A 19393-nucleotide genomic window follows, 5' to 3' on the forward strand; every position below is an offset into this window, starting at 1 on the left:
CTATCTTCCATAAACCTTAATATTAGCAGAAATTAATGGGGATAATTTTGAGCCTCCCAGTTCAAAAAGAACGACTGTTGAGCGGTCACTAAGTAATTTCAATATTAGATTATAGTCATTGCTTTAGAGTTGTTCCTAAAAACCAGCGCATTCTCAACCAAAATGCAACATTCACAAGTAAAATAAGAACCGGTACTTCTACAAGAGGCCCAATGACCATTGTAAAGGCAATGGCAGAATTAAGTCCAAAGGTAGCAATTGCAACAGCAATAGCCAATTCAAAATTTATTACTGGCTGAGGCCGTTGTCTTTCCATAACTGGCACCAAAATAAACTTTCCCATAGCAAAACTGACAAAAACCATCACCACAAAATAAATAGCCAATGGAATGGCAATACGAAGGACATCTACTGGAAGTTGCAACACCATAGAGCCTTTCAAAGAAAACATCGCAAGAATCGTAAAAAGTAGAGCGATCAAGGTAATGGGAGAAATTTTTGGTAAAAAATTGGTTTCATACCAGGTTAACCCTTTTCGTTTTATCAATACAATACGAGTCAGAAAACCTGAAAAAAAAAGGGTATACCTAGATAAATAAAGACGCTTTCGGCAATCGTCATAAAATTGATATGGACTATTTGCCCACTCATGCCAACAAGAGGGGCAAGACGTTTAGAAAAAACAGGCATAAACACTGAAGAAAAGCAGTTGAAAAATACTCTTAAATGCCACTAAGGCCGCAACATACTGATTATCCCCTTCTGCCAGCTGATTCCAATGTTTTGGGTGCAATAGAAAAAATTGGCGTCTTTTAAATTTAAATATTGAAAAATCTGCGTTTTTTTCGGGTTAATTTAAAACAAAATGATTAATTTTCTTCTGTGACCAAAACATGTCTCAACTGTGGCGGCACTACGCTATAATAGGTAGTTTTGGGCAGTTCCTGGAAATACTTAAATTGCTTTTCCATTGATGTAAAGTAAATAAGGGATCATTGTCTAAACTTAAGTATTTTGGTAACGCATTTTTTTGAAATTATTGTATAAAACATGCGGCAGACTGCTATTCCATTCAATTCGCCTGTGTGTGTTGCAAAACCGATGATTCGTCGTGTGTATTGATCCATTATTACCATGACCCGATGCGATTTTAATAAAACGGATTCGCAACAAAATAAATCTAATGACCATAACGAACCTTTTGTATTGCCAAAGAAAGAGAGCAATTAGGGACCAACATCGTTAAAGCTTGGTTGTAATGCTTGGATAAAATGCGTCAGACGACATCTTTATTAATATTTATGCCAAACATGTTACTCATTTGCATGACAATCTGCAGTCAAAACGAGAATTTCTTTTTTTCATTTCAAGTATAGTATTAATTCTTGAGATGGACCAGGGTCCTGTTTTTTTGCATTTTGACTGATTGGAAAATAAGGTACTATATTTTCTTTTAACCATAGCTTTGTGAAACTTGATTAATGCAGATGGTTTTATAACAATGCCAATCTTGGGCAAATGTTTTATAGAAACTAGCCCTGTTATAAAAGCAAAGCATAGGAGATCCCATAGACCTAAGTTTGGTGATCTATTACATTGACGACTAACAATAATTAACTGTTTATGAAGCATGATATTCTCTGCTATCAGTCTCTTGGTGACCCATGTTAGCTAGCTAGAGCAAGGTACGCAAAAAATAAAATGTCAACATAAAAACTTTCTTCATTCCCGCTTAATTGGTGATGAATTTGATATTTTCAACAGTTAATAATTCCGATTCAGTTCAGTCATATCAATTCGAGACGTATACCTTCAGTATGCGAGATATTTAAAGATTAAGTCCCTTAAAGGATAAGTCTAGAATTAATAAAGCGATAGATATATTGATGGATCATCATGTTATTAGTGAGATAACTCAGGGGAATAAAACTGTTTTGGAAATGAATCTTCATTGTTATCAATAAATTTTGCGACACTGCGACAATTGCGACAAACGTTGAATTAGATAATATTATTTAATAGCGAACTGTCGCAGTGTAGCTTGTTGATGGTATTATCTTGTCGAATCGTTTAAAGAGTGTAATAAATCCTTTTTTGTCCCGCACTCTATAGATAAATTTATTTCTGATTTGCTTTAACCACATTAGTTTTAACTAAGATATCTGCGAGATCATTAAACGGCATAGGCTTGAAATAATAAAATCCTTGAACCATATCGCATTTTTCTTGGATTAAAAATTCAACCTCAGCTTTTGTCTCAGCGCCTTCAGCAACAACGATTTTATCTAAAGAATGAACCATAGCGATGATTGCCTTTACAATTTTTGCATTTGCTAAATCAACAGGCAGCCCGGTAATAAAGGACTTATCAATTTTTATTTTATGAACTGGTAGCCGTTTAAGGTAGTTGAACGATGAAAAGCCCGTGCCAAAATCATCAATTGAGATTTCAAAACCCAGCTCATGGATCGCGGTTAAAACCGCGATATTATGTTCAGTATCTCTCGTGAGCATGTTTTCGGTAATTTCCAACTCGATTTGTTTGGGTAGTACGGGGTATTCTTTTATAAGCGACTCAAGGTATTCTACTATATGAAATCCGTTATCAAATTGCTGAGCCGAAATATTGATTGAAACTGGAAGTTCTATTGCCATCAAGCTTATTTGTTGAAAAACCATGCGCATAATGTGTTCGTTGAGAGATACAATAAAACCTATCTTTTCTGCATATGGAATAAATATACCAGGATTTATTAATCCCCTTGTGGGATGCTGCCATCGTACCAAGACTTCGGCAGCACAAATTTTTCCAGACTTTAGATCGACTTGGGGTTGATAAGCCAGAATCAATTGATTGCCATTTATAACTTGGCGTAAATCAGCTTCCATGGCGATTGCTGTGGAAGTGACAAAAGGCAGCTCTTTGGTGAAAAAATTAATTCTATTTCCTCCCTGATCTTTAGCATGAATCATTGCCAAATCAGCATTCATGACTAAAGATTTACTATCAAGACCGTCTTGTGGATAAATAGCGATTCCTAAAGTTGCTGTTATATATATTTTATTATTATCAAGTTCGAATGGCTCACGGAACTTATGATTAATCAACTGGGCATAGCTAAAAGCATCTTCTTTATTTGATTCAGAAATATATAAGATGAATTTGTCAGCCCCTAGTCTTGCTATGTCCATCGTCTTAACTTCACTGAATTTCCTCAATCTTATTGCGATCAAATTTAACAGGATATCGCCAAATTCATGTCCGTATGCCTCATTGATTAATTTAAACCGGTCAATATCAAGTACCATAACAGCGATGTATTTTGGTTTTTGACTGACTATCAGATGATCTATATCATCTTCTAATGCTGAACGGTTTAAGAGTTTTGTTAACGCGTCTTGCCGAGAAAGTTCATAAATTTGTTCAATGCTATAGATACGAGCCAGAAAATCACCAATTTTTTTACCGATATTTTCCATCAAATCGGATAAATCAGGATCAGGATTAACTAGGTAATGACTGAAAAATTCAATAACTCCAAAAAATCTGTCTTGAAAAATAATAGGGAATGCTAGTGCGCTTTTTAATCCCGCAATTCTTGCCTCATTTGATCGAGAGAACGCTTTAGTAGATGTATAATCTGATATCCAGACGGCCTTCTTTTCATTCCAGATTCTTCCAGGCAAGCCTTCACCAAGACCAAAGGTAGATTGACGACTTTTTTTAGAAAAGTCATTCAATAACACATCATTTTTATGCCAAACATCAATACATCTCAATCTATTCTTGGCTTTGTCTATTAGCCATAACTCAGCTAAATCCCAATCGAACGCGCGACATATCATTTTTAGAAATTTTGGTGTAAATTCCTCAATGTTCTTTTCATTTTCTATTAAGAGTAATGTATCATGATCGATTTGATTACATACTTTACCTATTTTAATACTGGACATGTCGACTGCTATGCCGATAATGCAAAATACATTATGACTTTCATCCTTTACCTTATAAAGTCGAGTTAGAATAGACCGTATTGAGCCGTCTGGTCTTTTAATTCGATAATCAGCAAAAGCACTGTAATCCTCTTTTTTGAAGCCAGTAAAAAAAGCTTTGTATGCTTTTTTTTGATCCTCAGGAAGAATAGATTCAAACCAGTCCTTAGGGTTTTTATACAAGGACTCTATACTTTTCCCCCAGATTTTTTCATAAGCTGGGCTGACATAAAGCATTTGGCTTAAATCAGGTGAAGTTGTATAAAAAACGAGATCGATATTTTTTGCAAATTGATGAAATATCATTGCATTATGCTGGACTTGCATCTGATATTCTTCGAGCTTTTTATCTTTACGAGAAAGAATGATGGATGCGAATAGAGTCGTGATTCCAATGATGAAAAAAATACTTACCTCTGATACAACCACAATGGTATCTGAATTGAGTAATCCTCTTGTTTTAATAAATAATTCCAGAAAAAATAATAAGATTGCCAGAATAATAGTAAGTGGTACTGCCCGACGCAATAAATAACCGCTATAGTTATCTTTGGTCAAGATACCAATAATACCCGAATGGGGAAATTTTAATACAATACCTATACTTGTCATGATAAATAGCAGAGCAGCTTGGACTGAGGTATATTTGATATAGTAGTTATTGTTGTATCTGTAGAGATAGTGAAATAAGGAAAACAGAGCTAGTAACATCACCAAAAATGCAAATGTTTGTACTATCCATATTGATACCCATTTTTCTAATACAAATATAAAAGTGACGGCAATAAGGATGAAACAAATTGCGCTAATAAAGGTCATTTGTCCTGTAAACATTGTGCCTTGAGACCGCGACATATAATTTGCTACTAATTGATCGATACCTAAATCTACACCTGACATATACTCGTATATGGTTATGCTACTTATCAGCAGAATACTAATTGAAATAACATCAAAAACTATTCGGGTAATAAATCCAGGGTTTCGCTTGCTTATGACTAAAAGTGCAGATCCAGTCAAAAGAAAACAAGTGGCTGTATTTATTTCCATATTTATATTAGAAGAAATACTGGTTAGCCCAGGAATATTAAATAAGATTCCAAAATAAACAGACAAGCTTGCGAAAATTATAACGGTCCCAATAAATACCGTTATAATATGACATATATTTAAGAGCTTAGTTTCACCATTTTCCATGATTCCATGATTCCATGATTCCATGATTCCGTCCATAGAACCGGCGTCCATTATCCTAGCTTAAAGATTAGATTATAATGATGAAAATTGCCATTTTGCTAATCGGTTCTAGCCGTGTTCAGAAATTTCAGGACAGTTTTTAGTCATTCCATTTGCAATTTGACCCCCGGATTTTGAATAGGCTCCACTCTTGCTGATAAAATGATGCACTTGAAACAGTAAAAGATGCCAAAGCTGAACGTCTCGAGTTGTTATTTTAGGCCGCGATTGGCAGGCTAACCAAACCTTGATAATGTTGTTCCATTTATAATTGTTGAGATTGGCCACTCTCATAAATTGTGACATAACTGTGGCAGTGCTAACAGAAATAGGCTGTTCTTGGCAGTTTTTTACGATTTTGATACATCGTAGCATGTTGATTATTAATGACTTTAAATGGTGAGCATCAGGCTTCGAACCAAGGTGTCGGGGTTGAAGTCCCTCCGAGCGCGCCATTTATCGGCTCTTTCCAATTTAAGGGGGCAGATATTATTCCACTTCTAAGCTTGCAAATAATATTGGCTGTCTTTATATATAAAAAGATCGCGATGAGTTGCCATGTTATCACGTGTTTCTTCTGCAAATGCCAATAATTGATTAATTTCATTTAAATCAATCACTTCTCGAATAGACTCTTTTACATTCCCGGTTTTAAAAAGAGAGGGGGCTCGATTATCAGCTGCTTTAATCAAGGTTTTTAAATCCCGTTTAATTTGCTTAAGCTCCTGTATTTTTTGAGGTAGTTCAAAAAAATAATCTCTTAAGCGATGGTTGTATTCCGTAAACGCTGATGCTGTTAATTGATCAGTACCAAGACAAAGTTTGGCATAGTTATTCATTTTTTCATTTTTAAAATAGTCTTGATTATTTGATGTCTTTAGATCTTGTATGGTTTTTTCATAGATGTTTTTTTGCATCAAATAATTATGCAGAGAGCTCGGTATAAATGCACCGGGATCAGTTATGGCCTCAATAGATTTTTTTAACTCGGCAAACCGAACCTTTAGGTCACTTGCATCAACAATATAAGACAGTTTCCTTTTCTTTCCCATGACTGTAGTTTTATTAATAACATATAGAAATTGTATTTTATAATTGCATTTTTAACAAGTTTTGACCATTATGGATGCCGTTTTTTATAGACTACTTGTGGACATTTGACTCACCTTTCAATTGATGATGTTCCAATATCCGAAGTTGATTATCACATAAAGATTAGTGTCGGTGGGATAATTAGCATTATATTAAATATTATAGAGGGGAAAGAACTGGAACCTGCTTTTATAAAAAATAATTCTACATGAAAAAGTCCTGGCGAAGCTTCAAGCAGTTTTAGGCAGTAATTGCTAAAATTGTTACACCGCAATTAACTGATTTTATTAATATTTATACTCGATTAATTTGGCTTCGAACCAAAATGTCGGGGGCTCGAGTCCCTCCGAGCGCACCATTTTTGTCATTTACAATCAATAAGTTAATCCGATCGTTTTAATACAGCACTTGGTTTTAGTTTAATTGGGAAGAAACGTGTTTTGGTACGGTTTCGAAAATGGGCCCTTTCCCATTTAAGCGGATGGATATAATCACCTACAGAGTAACTTTAAACGCCATCAGTGAGTTTTAATTCAAAGTTGTTCTATACTTTCTAATGAGAAAACTCCAAACAAAATTGGTGTATGTTCGGTTGCATGAACCCTGTTTGATCATAAATGCTGGAGATACTTAACATGGGGCAAGAACATCCACTCAATAGCTCTATAGAGTCCACATCAAAAGAATTAGCTAACTTATTATTTGAAGTCCAATCTCTTATTGATTCGTATCCCCAGGGTAGATATTCATTCCCTACCCACCTGGATTTCAACATGTATATTTTACAACAAGCTAAATTTGCAGCTGATTCAGAAAAACCCTGTGAACTCCTGGTTAATGGAACCCAAAAATCTCTCGTAAAAATGCGTTTGCTAGAATTTATTGGTAGTGATAATCCAAGTTTTAAAGGATATCTAGTACTGAGTTTTAGGGATAAAACCAAATTTGTCCTACCGATTAATTCCGTAAATTGTTTAGTCCTTAAAGAGTTATTCACAGTTTATGGATGCAACCTTGATCGTATTTATTCAAGAAAATCGGCACTTGCTGTGGATTGGATTAAATCGAATGTAGATACTGTCTACGATTCATACGCTTCCCGTCGTGATAAAGTTGATGAATTCTATGATGCCGAACATCTAAAAATTATTAACGAAATTAGACGAATACTAGCAAAAGAGCCAGCACTGAAAACAATAAATATTATTGATGGTGGTTGTGGTAACGGGAAGTTCATTAATGCAGCGGCAAACGCATTTAATGAAATTGATGTTCATTTGGCGGGCTTTGATTTTAATGAGTCTAATATTGAGCAAGCACAATCTAAATATTCAGATAAAGGAACATTTATTAGAGGAGATTTGCTGAATTTCCAAGAGGTTCTAGACCAATGCGCTCACGTGTTGGATGAGAATGCCCCAACTTTTATTGTGTTATCGGGCTCTCTAACACGCCTTGTATTAGCCGATGGTTTTCAAGCACTAAAGGCATTACAGGGTTTTGCAAATAGTGATTCTGCTGATTATTTAGTGGGTTGTGGTGTTGGTGAACCATTGATTAACCGACATATTGCCAAGCAAGTTGGATATCGTATGGAACCCTCCACAACTACGGCTAGTGAATTATTTTCTTGTAAAAAAATGACCCAGGAAGAATTTATTGAACAAAAATTAAAAAAGCTCAAACAATATAATACGCTTGATTTGTCGTTATACCACAACCCTACTGCTTTGCTCCTTAATCAACAATTAGTAAAACACCTTGCTGATGACAGCATTATCGATCTTTCATTTACAACATTAACACCTGAGTTGATAGACACGATAAAATTAATTATTAAAGAGAAGCCTAAGCTTAAACTCGTATTTTGGCATAATACAATCGATCAGCTTCAAGAATTTTATGATTTATTTCCAAAAGAAAATATTAAATCATTGTATTATACAAGAGATGAGCATTTCCTTGGGGCATCATGGTGGTTTAACTCTTCCTTTGAACCGGATCTTTCTGATTTACGCGATATATATCATGGATCATCCAAATTTTCCGATTTTTATATTAAAAGTTTATTGTTAAACAGTAAAAACGAACGTTCTGTTTTGCTTAATTTAATTGATTTGTCTGCTCAATTTGGACTTAGAAATTGGGTATTTGATAATACAAACTTTCTAGAACATATAAAGAATGAAAAATTTCATAATACATCAGCTCAAAAAAGGGATGAGTTAGTTAATTCAGCTGTAAAAGAAATCAATTCTTCTAATTTTGAATTAGTAACCTACATATTAGAGAAATTGAATCTAATTAACAGCAATACTGAGCCGGAATTATATTATCTTTTAAATATATACAAACAAGACGAATATGAGTCTGGAATTTTTGGATCTGGCCTTATCTGTAGAACAATCTCATCTACCAAAAATAGAGAAGACAGAGTGATAGAATCTTTAAAATTTTATAGCCGAGATTTTGAAGATACTTATCGAAATCTTATTAAACTTGTAAAAAATATCAGTTTAGATACTCCCAATGAAGTGCACAACAGTTTAGAAGAATTAGTGTTTTGGGCCATGAAGAATTGGTCTAAGTTTGAAGATGTGGAGCATCTGATTAAGATCTTAGAAGAATCTAATTTAATTGATCCTCAAAGGAATCTCATAATTTATTACATGCTGGCTTTTTTTAAACAAAATCCAGGCAGACGAGCTGATATATCGAGTGAACCTATCCTAAATAATGAGAAAGAACGTTTAATTGAAGCATTAAAATTTTATGATGAGAAACATCATGATATGTACCTACAAATGGTTACAATGCTGGTAGAAAACCCATGGCAAAAAGAGTTTGATTTTCTTGCAGTACACGGACAAAATCAGAAGCTAATAACGGCATTAAGTCACTCATATTATCCTGAATTTAGAATAATGGAACTTCTTCCTTATTTGAATGCCGATAGCCACATTTTTTTTAGTTATAATTGGTCATCAAACTCTTTAGAGATTCAGCGTCAATCTGATTACTGGGATGTGAATGCGAAAGCTGAAGTGGATGTAAAATTACAACGATTAGGCTTCACTGATACAGAAATAGCCGATATTATCAACCCCTTTCACTTTTCTGATGGAACATCAGATTCACTCATTATTCCATTAAAGGAAGAACGGGTGCAGTTACTTCTTGCAGATCTTGATAAAGTAAAAACTAGACCAGAAAAAAATATTTTGGAGTCCGCTTTTTACCAACCATTGATTCCTCTCCCTTCAGACGAGTTTGACGATGAAGAGCAATCTAGCATTGTAAATCGGGTGCCAACATTTTTTGGTTCTTCTCAAAAATCGAGTCTATATGATGATAATGGTATGGACGATTATGCACGACTTGGGTTAACCCGGGAACAAGCCCATTCCTTATTAATTCAAAATATACAAGATATCCAAGAACATCTTACTCCACTTATAAATGAAAAATTATTAGATAAACAGTTTTTGGAATACCTTAATGCAAAACAATTAAGTCCCCCAAATAGTCCATTAGATAATTTGATTTCACAAGCGAATCAATTTGCATCTGCCCCAGAAATTATCCAAGGATATATAGATTATGAAATTCATGATGGAAAATCAAAACCTGCCGTAATTGAACCTATATTATTTAAAATATTGCAGGATTTAACAAATAAAACTCCAAAATTGGGTTGATAACAGCCCACATTGTTTGAAGAAAAATTGCCATAAAATAACAATCAATTTGATCACAAAATTATCTATAGCCATTGATATAAAAAAACGAGGGAGCTAATCAACGAACCATACCAAAGTTCCACAGGATCAAATCTTCAGATCCACCGATGATGGCAGCGATTACTTCCGCAATGAATGCCATAAAAAGGAGCTATAAAGCGCATTGGTTGCATTGAAACGCTAGGGTGAGGTTATCAATGGATAAAAATATTGCCGCCTTATGGATGATATTTATAAGAGTGACCATTTCTCATAAATAACCTCAAAATGGGGTGTTTTTTTTGAATCAAAAATGGCCAACAAGACAGTCTTTAAATGTTGTTTATGAGCATCCCGTGGATCTTTGGTATCGTTCGTTGATTAGCACTCACTTCCATTGAACTATACTTTAAAGAACGCGCATCAGTGATTGGCATCTAAAAGGAGTTAGTTTATGAAAACCATCTTACTATTTATATTATCGTTTTGCGCTTTTACCTTCATCCTATTAGTGCCTGTAAGCACCTATGCAGACAAGTGCAATGTAGATTGCAAAGGGGATTCCAACTCCATTGAATGTCCGGGGGGGTGCGGATGTTATTGTTCAGAAGGAAATACAGGTAAAGCAATCTGTCAATGCACAGAGGAAAATGTTAAGTCTTGCGATGTTCAGTGTAAAAACGGCTCAAAATCCATAACGTGCCAGGGCGGCAGTTGTGGCTGTTATTGCGACGGTGATTCACCCATTTGCGAATGCACTAAAGGTGGGTCATAAGAAGTAAGTTGTGTAACTGTCCTAAACCATGCCTGCCAAAGCAACCTTGGCGGGTCTTTTTTTCCCTTGCCCGAATATTCTGTAACATAAACAAGATAATCAAATGAGACACTGGTTTCATGATGCTTCCTATAAAAGAAACCGCATACGCCAGATATCTGTATGTTAGTCCTGAAAATATACTCCACATATTCATATTAATTGCAATAGAATCCTCCCTCCGCCCGTGACGTGTCCATCATGCCCCAGAGATCTAATCCAGAAAAGGGCTCCCTTAGAGCTATTGGATAAGACGTGGGTTGGGGACGTAATACCATTCGAGTCGGTTCGATATACAATACTATCCTGTCAGTTTTTGGCAATAAGATCGCTTACCCTCCCTACAGTGTAAATCAAATACAAAAGGGACCTTTGGATGAGGCGAGATCCTGCTTTTAAAATACGGAATCTAACTAAAATATATCAAATGGGTGAGATTCAAATCCACGCTTTGCAAAAAAATGGCAGACCTGAATTATTAGTAGAAAGCACTTCACAATATATTGATTTATAACGAATTTAAAACCAGAGCATAAGGCCTCGTACTAAGGCTTATGGAGGTCGAATCCTTTCGAGCGCGCCATTTAAAATTAAATACTTAGTTCTAGTTTGTGACGAAAAACCAAGTTACTGTCCCCACGTGTCTAAACAACTCTCTGCCGCAGCTCTTAGATGTGCACTTTGAAAATGTGCATAACGCACACCATTTCATAATTGGCCCACCCACCCAACTTGTTGTAACCCATGTAACGGGGCAACCTTTCGTAAATTTTCACTTAGGATCCTCGCATAATGTTGCAAAATCTAGATAAGAAGGAATGTCACATGTCCAATGGAATTGTTGTTCTATTTTAGCTTTTAGTGCTTGTGCTGCCTCTAATTCACCATGGGTGATGAATAGTTTACGAGGAGCTTTTTTTAGATGGCCCAACCAATTAAGCATTTCAGCAGAATCTGCATGTGCAGATATATTTTCTATCTGTGCTATTTCAGCACGTATTGGAATCATTTGTCCAAACATCTTTATTTCTCTCTCGCCTCGAATCATCCTATCTCCCCGAGTTCCACCTACTTGAAAGCCACTAAATAAAATCGTATTTCTAGGGTTTGGTGCAAAATGACGAATGTGATGAATAACGCGGCCACCGGTTGCCATTCCACTTGCTGAAATAATAATGACTGGGTATTTTGAGTGATCTAAAGCTATAGACTCATCGACTGAGTTAACATAATGAGCTACCGCGCACACCGCTTGGTTTTGTTCTTTAGTTAAGCGGTTTTGTTCCGCATAACGAGCAAAAATTTTTGTGGCATTACTTGCCATTGGACTATCAACAAATACTGGAATATCAGGAATTTCTTTTTTAGATTTTAATTCATGAAGATAATAAAGTAAGGACTGGGTTCTTCCCACTGCAAAAGAAGGGATAATTATAGAGCCGCCACGCTTTACAGTACGATTAATAATTGCTTTTAACTGAATCAAGGGATCAGTATTGTCGTGAATGCGATTGCCATAAGTTGATTCAATAACCAAGAACTCAGAAGATGGAGGCTCTTTGGGTGCAAACATCAAAGGATCTGTTGACCTACCGAGATCACCCGAAAATAATATAGACGTATCACCCTGCTCTAAACGAATGAAGGATGCACCTAAAATGTGGCCACCGTAATAGAATACCGCGTATAGATTTTTAGCAATTTGAATGCGATCTCCAAAAGAAATGGCCTGAAAATATTTTAATGAATCTTCGGCTTCTTTTTGCGTATAAAGTGGTAAAGCAGGGTGATGTTTAGAGTAGCCTTTCCGATTTGCATAACGTGCATCCTCTTCATGAAGATGACCACTGTCTGGCAATAAAATATTGCACAAATCTTTTGTGGCGGCTGTGCATAAGACTTTTCCCCGAAAACCATTTTTTATCAACAGAGGAATATAGCCACTATGATCAATATGAGCATGAGTCAATAACACATAATCAATTTTCTGAGGGTTAAAAGGTAAATTAGCCCAATTTCGTAACCTCAACTCTTTATATCCTTGGAAAAGGCCACAATCTATCAAAATGTTAATTTGATTGGTTTGAATAAGGTATTTCGATCCTGTGACTGTTTGTACTGCGCCCAAAAATTGGATTCTCATATAGGCTCTAGTAAAAAGGTAATATATTGATTATAGATTAGTTTTTTGTTCTAATAAAATTACCAAGATTTATAAAGATATTGGTTTGATTAAAGATCACAAAAATCTAGCCCTAGACATATAAAACTAAAAATTAGAAAAGTTATTAATAATGTTGTAACTATAAATTTGATATTTAGTGGGGTTTTAGGTTTTCGAAAAAAGGAATAGGCACCTAGCAATCCACAAGAAACTCCAAGTAAAGCCCCGCCTAAGACATCTGATAGCCAATGAACTTGGAGGGCTATGCGGGAATATGACTCAAGTATTATGAGAAAACCAGCAATAATTACTCCGAACCAAGGACGCTTCATTTGCGGTACAATGAGTGAGGTTAGAAAAGTAACATACGCGGAGCATAAAGTCACATGGCGACTAGGGAATGCATAACTGTGTAATATGCTTGTTATTATTTCTGGTCTAGGAACGGCTATGACATTTTTAAAAATGTAAGCAAGAAGAGCTGCGATTGAAATGAACCCAATCAAATGCAGACCTATCCACTTTTGGTTCTTGATGTATAAGATGGCACCCGTGCTTATGAAAGAAGGTACAATAATGTATTTATCACCAAATAGCGAAATGAAATTACTAAGAATGTGAGTGGAATTGTTTTGTATTTTATTGCTTAATAAATATAGCTCATGATTAATTGATAAAAATGAGCTTTGAGAATAGACAGCAAACAAAAGTACCGTAAATAAAAAAAGACTTAAAATTCCGCCTATTAATAAATAAAAGCTATTGTTTCTTATTATTTCTTTCATCATTATTTAATCTTAATTTTTATAAAAAATATGAGACTACAACCAATTTAAAAGTTATCATTCATAAAATTGTATGTAATCTCGCGCTTCAAATCTTCTCTTCGTGCATCCACCCTAAAACCATCGAATTGCGGCTTTACGTCCTTCCTCTAAAATCAATATAGAAGAAGAAATGCCAATGGCTATTAACCACTGAGTAAGAGTCAAATGGGACGTCCCGAAAATTGACTGTGCCGGTATCCAGTATACTGCCAGTACCTGAAGAATGATGACGGATGTGAGCGATAGCCATAACATGCGATTTTTGAAGAAACCTTTGTCAAAAGCCGAGTCATTCTCAGCACGGGCATTGAACACATTAAAAAACTGGAATAGCACAAATGTGGTAAATGCAAGTGTCAGTGCTGTTTGCTCATTGTAATTGTTTACTGCATAGTACAGCACACCAAGTGTTCCCACCATCATGGTTAAACCGAACATAAGGATGCGTGACAAACGCAACCATGGCAATACGGGTTCCGAACGATTACGTGGCAACTCATTCATAATTCCTGGACGTCCCACATCTAAGGCCAGGGATACTGCAGGTGGGCCATCCATGATTAGTGCGACCCATAAGATCTGGATTGGATTAAAGGGTTCCGGTAATCCTAGTATGGGCGCGAAAAACACTGTCAGAATTGCGCCCACAGTGGTGGAAAGTTGGAAGCGGATGAATTTAAGGATATTATCATAGAGTATTCGCCCCTGCTGTATCGCTCCAACGATTGTGGAGAAATTGTCGTCCATGAGCACCATAGTAGCAGCTTCTTTTGCAACGGCCGTACCCACAACACCCATCGCCACACCAATATCTGCATTTTTTAAGGCAGGGGCATCATTCAGACCATCACCAGTCATCGCCACTATATGCCCTTTATTCTGCAGCACTTGCACGATTTTCACTTTATGAGCAGGCGACACTCGCGCAAATACGGTAATATCGTCGATGACTTCGGCAAGCTGTCGATCATCCAACTGATCGAGTTCTTTACCAGAGAGAGCCCCACCTTGAAGACCAAGTTCATGTGCGATAGCCACTCCCGTATCCCTATGATCACCCGTAATCATTTTGACCGCGATGCCTGCCGCTTTACAGTCCGCGATAGCTTGCTTTGCCTCGGGTCGTGGGGGGTCCTGGAATCCGATGAGACCTAAAAAAGTGAGATCGTCAACCCAAATCGATAAGTTATCTGACACCACAAATTCTTTTGCATCCAAAGTACGAGAGGCTATAAGCAGACATCGAAGACCACGGGAGGCCATGATGCTGTACTGATCTTCTATTTCCTTTTTTTGCTTACTGTCCAACAAACCATTGTGCTCATCATCAATAATAAAATGGCTGCAACGAGCCAGAAGAACATCTGGGGCTCCTTTAACGAAAATGCGAACATGTTCTCCAACACGGTGAAATGTAGCCATGAATTTATAGGCTGAATCAAAAGGTATCTCGGCCATGCGTGGGTATTCATTCAATAAGGATTCATGGTGAAATCCTGCTTTTGCCGTAAGTACTAGAAGAGCTGCTTCAGTCGGATCTCCAATGATTCGCCCATCCTCAACATGGCTATCATTGCAAGCGGCTAAGGGGACCAAAATTGGACGCATGTCTGGCAGCAATGAGTTCTCCGTCTCATGAAGCACTGAACCCGCAGTACTGTAGCCCTCGCCAGTAACTTTGAACCGCTGGCCAAGGTAGAACAATTCACGTACAGTCATTTGGTTAAGGGTCAGTGTTCCAGTCTTATCCGAGCAAATGACCGTTGTGCACCCTAAGATCTCAACACCTGCCAGACGCTTAACAATCACATTGTGTCGTGCCATCTGATACATACCCAAAGCCAGAGTTACCGTGACAACTACAGGCAAACCCTCTGGCATTGCGGCGACAGCCAGCGCGATAGCATCAATAATAGCATCTGTGAGATCCTCACCACGAAGTAGTTGAAATATAAAAAGAAGACTTATCAACATTAAAGCTATCGCGCCCAAGCGTTTGCCGAGCTGGTCTAACTGAACTTGTAGTGGGCTAAGAGTCTCTGGTGTCAAAGCCAGCTGTTGCGATAACTTTCCCATCTCAGTTCGCACTCCAGTCTCCGTAACCAGAAGTTCTGCTCGTCCGCGAGTGACCATCGTATTCATATAGGCCATATTTAACCGGTCAGCTACTGAAAGATCTCTTTCTAACATGGCATCCACACATTTGCTAATGGGTTGTGACTCACCGGTCAAAGTTGACTCATCAACATCAAAATTGGCTACAACGACCAACCTGCCATCAGCAGGAAGTCGGTCACCAGCTTCCACCAGTATTATATCACCAGGCACTACGGCTTCAGCATTAATCAAATGTTTCTTACCTCCACGCCGAACATGGGTTTTCAATGGAAGCATCTTGCGAAGTGCAGCTAAACTTTGTTCTGCCCGGTACTCTTGATAAAAACCGACGAAGGCGTTAATAATTACAATCGCCAGGATCACACTGGCATCCTTGAAGTTCCCTATTAAAGTGGCGAGTACAGCAGCTCCGATTAGGATGAGAATCAAGGCGCTTTTAAACTGGGTCAGAAATAGCAAGACAGGTGATCGCGACGGTTTTATTGGGATTTGATTAATACCCACCGAAGCTAATCTTGTTGCTGCTTCTTGCTCCCTAAGTCCTTTAGATAGATCAACATTCAAACGCTGCGCAACTTCACTGATTTGAAGGGTATGCCATGAATCGGTTTGACTCAGACCAGAATCTTTCGATGATTTCCCATTAAGTTGCATAGCAAATCCCTTTTTAGCAAGTCAGAAGCAAATATAGTTCTGCAACTAACAATCTCATCACACTAATTTAGCAAGCCCATATGAAAAACAATACATAGGTGCTCCAAATTTTTTAGACGACCTAATACTAGTAGCACAACCTATTAATAAAGTTATTTTTGGAGTGAAGTTCCTCGCATTTCAACGGTAATGTCTTTTGTTTTTGCGCTCTCTGTAAAATTGTTAATCACTTCCTGCACATCGTTATCGATGTATTTTGAGCTGCTGCTGTCAATGATTAGAGTAGATTTAGGTGGGATTTTTCGAAATTGATGGATGATGCTACCTTTATTTAAAAAAGATACTTCCTCAGCTAGCTCCATGTGATACACCATTCCTTTTTCCATAACAATACTAGTGTCATGAGCGTTTAAATAATGGTGGCGTAAAATAATGAAAATAGCTACAGCAAAGCCCACACTAATACCAAAAAGTAAATCGTCTACTACAATACCAACTACAGTAACAATGAATGGTAGAAATTGCTCCCATCCCATTTGATACATTTGCTTAAATACAGAGGGGCTAGCTAGTTTATATCCAATCATAACTAAGATTGCCGCTAATGAAGCCAGTGGAATTTTATTTAAGATCATAGGAATAGTGAGTATGCAAACTAAAAGCAATAGACCATGCAAAATCGTGGATAACTTAGTTTTAGCGCCAAAGGTAATATTTGTAGAACTACGTATAATTACCTGAGTGATAGGTAATCCACCAATTAAACTAGAAAGCATATTTCCTATCCCTTGAGCTTTCAATTCTCGATCTGTTGGTGTAACTCTTTTATATGGGTCCAGCTTATCAGTGGCTTCAACACATAATAAAGTTTCTAAGCTTGAAACTAAAGCAATAATGGCCGCTACTTGATATACCTTCATATTACCCAGTTGTGAGAAATCAGGTAAAGTTATAGATTCAGCCAAATCTGTAATACTTTTAAACTCAGGAATTTGTACGAGCTCTGATGGCTCTAAATGAAAGGGAAGCCAACCTTTTTTATAAAGCAAAGACAGAGCAAGTCCACACAACACGACTACTAAAGGAGCTTGTAAAGTCTCGAATAGTTTGTATCCCCTATTAATTAAGTATTGCCATAGTATCAAGATTAAAAGTGAGATCATGCTAATGATGACAACTCCTGAGTTAATATTCTCAATCGCTTTATTAATATAAAAAAATTCGAGTCGACCATTAGTTAAATCTGTTAAAATAGGAGAAATATCATATCCAATTAAATGCGGAATCTGCTTTAATATTATGATAATCCCAATCCCGCTCAACATGCCCTTTATTACCGATGAAGGAAAATAATAAGCAATTATTCCCCCACGTAGAAATCCGGCTACAATTTGAAAAATTCCTGCGATAAATCCGGTCAATAAAAATGTGTTCCATGAACCTAAGGATTGTTGCGCAGCGAGAACTATTGCCACAAGGCCGGCAGCAGGACCACTAACACCAAGGGCTGAACCGCTAAGAAACCCCACAACAGTACCACCTATTATTCCAGCAATAATACCAGAAAATAAAGGTGCTTCTGATGCCAGAGCAATACCAAGACACAAAGGCAAAGCGACTAAAAATACAACTATTGAAGCTTGAAAGTCATATTTAAAATTGGAAAAAAATCCTTTTTTCATTTCTAAATCCTTAAATAATTCCACGTTCATGTTTGAATTGAAACGAGCTTTAATTTCTTGTCTTTGTTTCTTTAGAAAAATATGTATAAAACATTATAGTACACTACGAAATAATTATATTGGGCTGTTGACCATCATATTTATGATGCGAATTAAAACCATTTTTAATCTGAATCCAATCTAATTGAATGATTTCAGGATAAGCCGATTAATATTGTTCTAAAGAGTCTAACTATTTTTAGCTCACTGAGAATCAAAGTTGAACTACGTATTGCGCTTATTTTTCAGCATTAAATCGACAGGAGGACAAGGAACCCATCTCATTTTTCTGAGTCTTATTGACTACATTTTTTCTTGGTTCCCTGGAAAGACAACTTACTGTTAAGATTCATGCATTTATTAAGGTTTTTTTAATTGAGGCTTCATTTGAAAAGAAATTTGCCCCCCTCTTTCAAGAATAGCAGTATTTACTAATCGAAGATTACTTAGACCAGATTGCAATCTTAATGACTGCATTATATCGTTTCGTGTAATTCGTGTACATTCAAGGTTCTTTTTAATAAATTTCCCATTTTTTATGAGTATAATTTTTTCTCCTTTAATATATTTTCCTATCCGATGACTTTTATACGTTAAAAAAGCCAAAAATCGATACATAGTAATAATAAGTGTACACACTATTATAGAAGGCAATAGAGGAATATTATTTACAATAGCTTCACCCAGAATGGCACCTAAGATTATATAAATAATAAAATCAAGGGCGCTATGATTTCCATAAAGTCGGGACAAGTTCATTCTGAAAATAACAATTGCATACAAGGTAATTACTATCCCTCGTAGATAGAGGCCATAATCCAAGAGCTTGTCTATTCCTAAAAAATTACCCATGATCGCTCAGTTTTCGGTTCTATACTCATTATCATTTGACAATCCTTTCGATAATATCCTTATCATTGCCTATTTTTTATGGTCAAAAATAAAGGGAATAATAATTTTTAATAGGTGGGGAAATTAGTATATCACTAATAATCAATAAGTTATTTTAAGATACCGGGCTTCGAACCCAGGTGTCAAGGGGTTTGAAGTCCGGT

General features: G+C 36.5%; 11 protein-coding genes. 2 read left to right on the forward strand and 9 right to left on the reverse strand.

From position 1 onward, the window contains the following. Positions 1-115 precede the first annotated feature (115 nt). The 4 genes from ACWTE2_RS03470 to ACWTE2_RS03485 all read right to left on the reverse strand — a co-directional run bounded on the left by ACWTE2_RS03470 (position 116) and on the right by ACWTE2_RS03485 (position 6281). Complete coding sequence (locus ACWTE2_RS03470) at positions 116-562, reverse strand: arsenic resistance protein (RefSeq protein ID WP_454784438.1); 447 nt, start codon at positions 560-562, stop codon at positions 116-118. Between the two features lie 1556 nt (positions 563-2118). Continuing rightward, positions 2119-5214 carry an EAL domain-containing protein gene (locus tag ACWTE2_RS03475; RefSeq protein WP_454784150.1) on the reverse strand — a complete coding sequence of 1032 codons (3096 nt, stop codon included), beginning with the start codon at positions 5212-5214 and terminating at the stop codon, positions 2119-2121. 84 nt (positions 5215-5298) lie between these two features. Further along, on the reverse strand, positions 5299-5685 hold the full coding sequence (locus ACWTE2_RS03480) for a hypothetical protein (protein ID WP_454784151.1): 387 nt from the start codon (positions 5683-5685) through the stop codon (positions 5299-5301). A 44-nt stretch (positions 5686-5729) separates the two neighbouring features. Further along, complete coding sequence (locus ACWTE2_RS03485; protein ID WP_454784152.1) at positions 5730-6281, reverse strand: hypothetical protein; 552 nt, start codon at positions 6279-6281, stop codon at positions 5730-5732. 675 nt (positions 6282-6956) lie between these two features. On the opposite strand from ACWTE2_RS03485, the gene ACWTE2_RS03490 reads away from it, so the two are divergent. Together ACWTE2_RS03490 and ACWTE2_RS03495 are read left to right on the forward strand one after the other, a co-directional pair. Then, complete coding sequence (locus tag ACWTE2_RS03490; protein ID WP_454784153.1) at positions 6957-10019, forward strand: methyltransferase domain-containing protein; 3063 nt, start codon at positions 6957-6959, stop codon at positions 10017-10019. 1211 nt (positions 10020-11230) lie between these two features. Beyond that, positions 11231-11368: a hypothetical protein gene (locus ACWTE2_RS03495; RefSeq protein ID WP_454784154.1), complete on the forward strand. Its 138-nt coding sequence runs from the start codon at positions 11231-11233 to the stop codon at positions 11366-11368. Positions 11369-11626: 258 nt separating this feature from the next. On the opposite strand, the gene ACWTE2_RS03500 is transcribed toward ACWTE2_RS03495, so the two are convergent. The 5 genes from ACWTE2_RS03500 to ACWTE2_RS03520 all read right to left on the reverse strand — a co-directional run bounded on the left by ACWTE2_RS03500 (position 11627) and on the right by ACWTE2_RS03520 (position 19190). After that, positions 11627-12997: an MBL fold metallo-hydrolase RNA specificity domain-containing protein gene (locus tag ACWTE2_RS03500; protein WP_454784155.1), complete on the reverse strand. Its 1371-nt coding sequence runs from the start codon at positions 12995-12997 to the stop codon at positions 11627-11629. A gap of 89 nt (positions 12998-13086) precedes the next feature. Next, positions 13087-13806, reverse strand: a complete 720-nt coding sequence (locus tag ACWTE2_RS03505; RefSeq protein ID WP_454784156.1) for a phosphatase PAP2 family protein — start codon at positions 13804-13806, stop codon at positions 13087-13089. 111 nt (positions 13807-13917) lie between these two features. Further along, a complete protein-coding gene (locus tag ACWTE2_RS03510; protein ID WP_454784157.1) occupies positions 13918-16617 on the reverse strand; it encodes a calcium-translocating P-type ATPase, PMCA-type in 2700 nt (899 codons plus the stop codon). 152 nt (positions 16618-16769) lie between these two features. Beyond that, a complete protein-coding gene (locus ACWTE2_RS03515; protein ID WP_454784158.1) occupies positions 16770-18299 on the reverse strand; it encodes a SulP family inorganic anion transporter in 1530 nt (509 codons plus the stop codon). 399 nt (positions 18300-18698) lie between these two features. Beyond that, positions 18699-19190 (reverse strand): DUF421 domain-containing protein, encoded by a 492-nt coding sequence (locus ACWTE2_RS03520; RefSeq protein WP_454784159.1) that lies wholly within the window; start codon positions 19188-19190, stop codon positions 18699-18701. Positions 19191-19393 lie beyond the last annotated feature (203 nt).

Source organism: Legionella nigrisilvae (genome assembly GCF_977063395.2).

Coding starts and splice junctions, on each gene's coding strand:
- ACWTE2_RS03475 (WP_454784150.1), bottom strand. CDS start 5,214: ATGGAATCATGGAATCATGGAATCATGGAAAATGGTGAAACTAAGCTC.
- ACWTE2_RS03480 (WP_454784151.1), bottom strand. CDS start 5,685: ATGGCGCGCTCGGAGGGACTTCAACCCCGACACCTTGGTTCGAAGCCT.
- ACWTE2_RS03485 (WP_454784152.1), bottom strand. CDS start 6,281: ATGGGAAAGAAAAGGAAACTGTCTTATATTGTTGATGCAAGTGACCTA.
- ACWTE2_RS03490 (WP_454784153.1), top strand. CDS start 6,957: ATGGGGCAAGAACATCCACTCAATAGCTCTATAGAGTCCACATCAAAA.
- ACWTE2_RS03495 (WP_454784154.1), top strand. CDS start 11,231: ATGAGGCGAGATCCTGCTTTTAAAATACGGAATCTAACTAAAATATAT.
- ACWTE2_RS03500 (WP_454784155.1), bottom strand. CDS start 12,997: ATGAGAATCCAATTTTTGGGCGCAGTACAAACAGTCACAGGATCGAAA.
- ACWTE2_RS03505 (WP_454784156.1), bottom strand. CDS start 13,806: ATGATGAAAGAAATAATAAGAAACAATAGCTTTTATTTATTAATAGGC.
- ACWTE2_RS03510 (WP_454784157.1), bottom strand. CDS start 16,617: ATGCAACTTAATGGGAAATCATCGAAAGATTCTGGTCTGAGTCAAACC.
- ACWTE2_RS03515 (WP_454784158.1), bottom strand. CDS start 18,299: ATGAAAAAAGGATTTTTTTCCAATTTTAAATATGACTTTCAAGCTTCA.
- ACWTE2_RS03520 (WP_454784159.1), bottom strand. CDS start 19,190: ATGGGTAATTTTTTAGGAATAGACAAGCTCTTGGATTATGGCCTCTAT.